Annotated in this window: 1 rRNA gene; it reads left to right on the forward strand. The window is 51.4% G+C overall.

The features are described 5' to 3' along the window. A 23S ribosomal RNA gene (locus FZ041_RS14310) occupies positions 1-1,106 on the forward strand; the annotation flags it as partial.

The following is a 1,106-nucleotide window of genomic DNA, read 5'->3' on the forward strand; positions in this document are numbered from 1 at the left end:
CGGAGCCGAAGCGAAAGCGAGTCTTAATAGGGCGAAAGTAACAAGGATTAGACCCGAAACCACAGTGATCTATGCATGGCCAGGTTGAAGCTCAGGTAAAAATGAGTGGAGGACCGAACCCGTGAGTGTTGAAAAACTTTGGGATGAGCTGTGCATAGGGGTGAAATGCCAATCGAACGTGGAGATAGCTGGTTCTCCCCGAAATAGCTTTAGGGCTAGCCTCAGGCGACACATGAAGACGGTAGAGCACTGATCGGACGCGGGTCTGTAATGGATACCAACTCCAGTCAAACTTCGAATGGCTTCATGAGAAGAACCTGGGAGTCAGAATGCGAGTGATAAGACCCGTATTCAAGAGGGAAACAGCCCAGAACGCCGACTAAGGTCCCAAATGCTGTACTAAGTGGAAAAGGATGTAGGACTTCCTAAACAACCAGGATGTTGGCTCAGAAGCAGCCACCATTTAAAGAGTGCGTAATAGCTCACTGGTCGAGAGGCCCTGCGCCGAAAATATCCGGGGCTCAAGTACAGAACCGAAGTCGCGTCATGCGCAAGCATGGGTAGGGGAGCGTTCCATAGGCGTTGAAGGTTGACCGGAAGGACAGCTGGAGCGTATGGAAGTGAGAATGCCGGTATGAGTAGCGAAACGGTCAGTGAGAATCTGACCCACCGAAAGCCTAAGGTTTCCTGAGCAACGCTCGTCGTCTCAGGGTAAGTCGGGACCTAAGCCGAGGCAGCAAGCATAGGCGATGGACAACTGGCGAAAATTCCAGTACTGCATGTTGTTGTTTGAGGATGGAGTGACGCAGCAAGGAGTCTGAGCTGGCGATTGGAAATGCCAGTCGAAGGCGGTAGGCTGGTGTGGAGGCAAATCCCCACACTGTAAGGCTGAGAACTGATAGATAGATAAATCCTTCGGGATGCATCAAATTCAGACGTACTACACTGCCAAGAAAAGCTTCTAACGAGACAACATGTACCCGTACCAAAACCGACACAGGTAGGCGGGGAGAGAATCCTAAGGTGCGCGGGAAAACCCTCGTTAAGGAACTCGGCAAAATGCATCCGTAACTTCGGGAGAAGGATGGCCGGAGCTGGTGAAGAGA

The organism is Pseudoselenomonas caprae, assembly GCF_008271345.1.
GTDB classification, from domain to species: Bacteria; Bacillota; Negativicutes; order Selenomonadales; family Selenomonadaceae; genus Selenomonas_A; species Selenomonas_A caprae.